The organism is Oceanobacillus saliphilus (assembly GCF_023522835.1).
Lineage (GTDB): Bacteria > Bacillota > Bacilli > Bacillales > Amphibacillaceae > Oceanobacillus > Oceanobacillus saliphilus.
This window is the reverse complement of sequence record NZ_JALCZU010000026.1, coordinates 1-3,869: the sequence shown is the minus strand read 5'-3', so window position 1 is coordinate 3,869 and position 3,869 is coordinate 1. Positions and strand designations below refer to the sequence as shown.

Below are 3,869 nucleotides of genomic sequence, written 5' to 3'. Positions count from 1 at the left end.
AATATCCGAGAATGGTATCGGGTACATATGCCAGAGATTGGGCTTGTGCAGAATAGTATGGGTGGTTATCATTTTGTGGTGAGGAAGGGTGAAGGTGGGGGCGTTACTAAGGGTATAGATAATGTTGCAAAGCCTTATGTTAGTAATCCATATAATAGTAATGGAAATCTAAAAACAAATGTGAAGTATAAATCGGGTGAGTACAATTATTCTTATGAGACTGATAATTTGGGCAGAATTAGTAAATTTGAAACAGATAATTTGCAATTCACAACAAGAGAAAATAGATTGAGTCACAACCCTAATACACCAGGAAAACAACCAGGAGACCACGCAGGTCACTTAGCTGGAGATAGATTTGGTGGTTCACCCGAATTGGATAATTTAGTATCACAATCTAGCAATATCAATCTAAGTCAGTATAAAAAACTAGAAAACCAATGGGCTAATGCAATAAAAGATGGTAAACAAGTATATGTAAATGTTAAGATTGAATATAGTGGTAATAGTAGTAGACCATCAACATTTAATGTGCAATATGAAATAGATGGGGAGCGGTTTATTAAGGATTTATTGAATTAAGGAGAGTGATATATATGAGCAAGATTTTTGAAGATAAATTTAGTGAGTTACAAGCAGACATGGTTGCCATTTGTTTAGAATATGTTGAAAGTAGAGCAGAAAAAATATTTATTTACTGCTCCTTTGAAGCGAAAGTTATTTCTAGTGACTTTTTTTATTGTATAAACGGAAAAGTTGTTAGAAAACATAAATTAAATGATGCTATTAATAATCCAATTGATTTCCAATATGATACTTCTGGCGAACGTCAAAGTGGAGTATTGAATATACTAAATAACAACATTAAGGAAATGATAAAATTATGTGAGGAATACAATAGAGAAATGCCCTCAGAGATTAAGTTAATTTATAATGTAGTTAATAATAGCCTTAAAGCAGATTATAAATATGATATAGTGTTTTCTAACCACCCTGATAAAACAGCAGATGATATTTCCATGGAATGGTTTGAAGAAATGCAATCCGCTTTGTAAAAAGAAACCTTAATCGGGCGTTACATGCTTCATTTTACAATTTGGCAGTCCAACAGGTGCAAGTAGCAAAAGGAAGTAAATTTCCACGGAACCCAGTTTTCCATACTTACTACCAAGGAAAGCTTAAGGAAGGCAAAACTAAGGGGCAAGCATTGGTTTGTATATCATGAGAAGGCTTGTGAATATAGCTTATGGAATGATGAAGCATAAAACAGCCTATAAATTGCCGATAGTACAAGTTTAATAAGGTGGTAAAATGGCTGATTTTTTTATTTTTAGTGTTTAAGATTACAACATAGGGTACGGGTAAAACCGAAAAGCATCACATTGCAACAGATAAAAGTAAGAAGTTCGATTTTAAAAACCACCCTGCATGTACTGCACCCCAAAAGTTAGAGTAACAAATCTAACTTTTGGGGTGTTTATTTATGGCTAAATATAGTGAAGAGTTCAAATTGATGGTAGTTAGAGAATATCAAGTCACTCAAGCACACTAAAAGGCGGAGCAGCCATAAGTTCGGCAAAAAGCGGTGTAGCTAACTCACCAGTAACAGCAGCGCCCAAGCTCCAACCTTAACGAATATTCGAGAATGGTATCGGGTACATATGCCAGAGATAGGGCTTATGCAGGATAGTATGGGAGGGTATCATTTTGCGGTTAGGAAGGGTGATGGTGGGGGCGGTACTAAGGGTACGGGTAATCCTACTAAAAAGGTAAACTATGGAGACCAATACACTAAAGTTGATGGTAAGAAAGCATTGAAGTCTGATATTGAGTATACAACCAAAGAAAGGATACCACTACAAAACTGACGATAATGGAAGAATATCGAATGTGGAAGCTAAGTTAGAACTTGGTAAAGCAGACCGTAATCAATATGCCCAAAGGACAGTTGGCCATCAAGATAGATTACCAACAGATGATGGTGGACATTTGATAGCTAATATCTTCAAAGGGTCAGGTGAGATTGACAACTTGGTACCAATGAATGCTACACTGAATAGGAAAGAGTATAAATCATTAGAGAACACTTGGAAAAGGGCATTAGGAGAAGGTGAAACAGTAGAAGTTAAAATTGAACCTATTTATAATGGTAATTCTTCTCGTCCTTCAAAATTTGAAGTGGAATACAAAATTAATGGCAAAAAATATGAAGTGAATTTAACTAATTATCAAGGAGGTAATTAGATTTGGAAACAAAACAGATGGAAGTTATATATCAAAAGGTTGCAAACATCTTAGTCGATATGATTCCAGAATATTGGGAAAAAATCTTATTATATGCTGAGGTAAGGGAAGGGTTTTCTCAAGTATATTTTTATTACTATCCAAAAAATCAAGAAAAACCCGTATATAGCTTGGATATACCTGATATTTTTAATGTAGACAAACATCAACATAAAAAATTGAAACAAGAACTATATAAATGTTTTGAGGAACTTTGGAATGAGTTCAATGTTCAAGACCAAGACCAATGGGAGTACTTAACTTATATTTTGAATAACTCAGGTCAAATGAAACTTAACTATGGGTATGATGATATTTCTCAAATTAGTCCAGATGAAAAACAAGAGAAATGGGAAGCTGAATACTTAAAGTAAAACATACCATGACTCTTGAGTTACATTATAAAGCTAAATATAAAGCACTTGATTGTCTAATAGGCAACAGGTGCTTTTTTTATGAGAAATTTATGCTATGGACGACATAAAAAATGCTAATGAAAATTCATAACTCATGATGGTTGTACCATCAAGGATTCTGTTTTAATACTTGCTTTGCGAGAGAAGTACGATAAATAGGCGAGATGACATTTTACGTAAGAGAGGGTCTTATGATAGGGCATTCGTAATAAAAAAACGAGATCGTACAAGCTCGTGGCGATAAACAATGGCTAACCTTAAAACGTGTTCTTACTCTGCGCTGGCTCATTATTTTGGGTTGTATTTTTACTAGAGACGGTCGTAAAATACTCGCTATTCGTTTTAAAAGCGTTACGAAAATTAAAATTTATGTAACGGGAGGGTGAAAAGTTGAACGTTGTTGGGTATATACGAGTCTCGACTCAAGGGCAAGCCAAAGAGGGCTATAGCTTGAAATATCAAGAAGATGAAATTAAAGCATTTTGTAAAGAACTAGGCTTGAACTTGATACACTTTTTTAGAAATAGCAAAACATGTTACGATGGATATAACGAATGCTGTAAATGCATCGCTTCGCTCCGTTAACGACCTTGTTTCCCTTCCATCGATTGATGATGGAGCGTTTCTACATCGGATGGATCAGTCCAAAGAGAAAATTAAAGCAACATTGGAGCAGCTGCACCAATTTGACAGGAAAAGTACTTCGCGCCTTGAAAAAGCAGAAAAGGATCTCTCCTTGATGCAGAATTATATCCGTGAAATAAACAGTATGATCAAGCAAGGTGGATTAAGCGTAGTAAATTATTCTCCACGGAAGCTGCAAGATCTTGAAATCCATCAAGTGATGATCCATAAGCTTCGTAAAAAGGCTGGAAACAATGCCTTTTCACTGGACACACTTGCCCAGTCGGTGCTGTCACGTTATGTTCCATTGTCTGAGATTCTGATCAAGCATCTTCATGAGAAATACAACAGACGAACGATAGATTACAGTGTTAGTGCCCTACAGGCGATTACCACAGCTGGCAACAATGTGATCAGTCAAAATGAATTTACCACACTCCAAGGCAACGTAATAAAATCCGTCGAGGTTACCGATTATCTCGGCGAGCGACACGGCAATTACCTCACCTTATCGGACGGTAGAATGCTCCGAACATATGAGGATAG

5 protein-coding genes and 2 pseudogenes are annotated in these 3,869 nt (G+C 35.8%); all 7 read left to right on the top strand.

Annotation, left to right across the window (positions count from 1 at the left end; all coding sequences use genetic code 11):
* A partial coding sequence (locus MN204_RS20235) for a DNA/RNA non-specific endonuclease (RefSeq protein ID WP_306798820.1) occupies window positions 1–582 on the top strand: 582 nt, incomplete at its 5' end.
* Between the two features lie 14 nt (window positions 583–596).
* Window positions 597–1,055: a DUF600 domain-containing protein gene (locus tag MN204_RS20230; protein ID WP_249872884.1), complete on the top strand. Its 459-nt coding sequence runs from the start codon at window positions 597–599 to the stop codon at window positions 1,053–1,055.
* 11 nt (window positions 1,056–1,066) lie between these two features.
* Window positions 1,067–1,299, top strand: a pseudogene (locus MN204_RS20225) (IS110 family RNA-guided transposase); the annotation flags it as partial.
* 591 nt (window positions 1,300–1,890) lie between these two features.
* Window positions 1,891–2,244 (top strand): DNA/RNA non-specific endonuclease, encoded by a 354-nt coding sequence (locus MN204_RS20220; RefSeq protein ID WP_249872883.1) that lies wholly within the window; start codon window positions 1,891–1,893, stop codon window positions 2,242–2,244.
* A 2-nt stretch (window positions 2,245–2,246) separates the two neighbouring features.
* Complete coding sequence (locus MN204_RS20215) at window positions 2,247–2,657, top strand: immunity protein YezG family protein (protein WP_249872882.1); 411 nt, start codon at window positions 2,247–2,249, stop codon at window positions 2,655–2,657.
* A 432-nt stretch (window positions 2,658–3,089) separates the two neighbouring features.
* Window positions 3,090–3,224, top strand: a pseudogene (locus tag MN204_RS20210) (recombinase family protein); the annotation flags it as partial.
* Window positions 3,225–3,240: 16 nt separating this feature from the next.
* Window positions 3,241–3,869: T7SS effector LXG polymorphic toxin (locus tag MN204_RS20205; RefSeq protein WP_249872881.1), on the top strand; the 629-nt coding region annotated here is incomplete at its 3' end.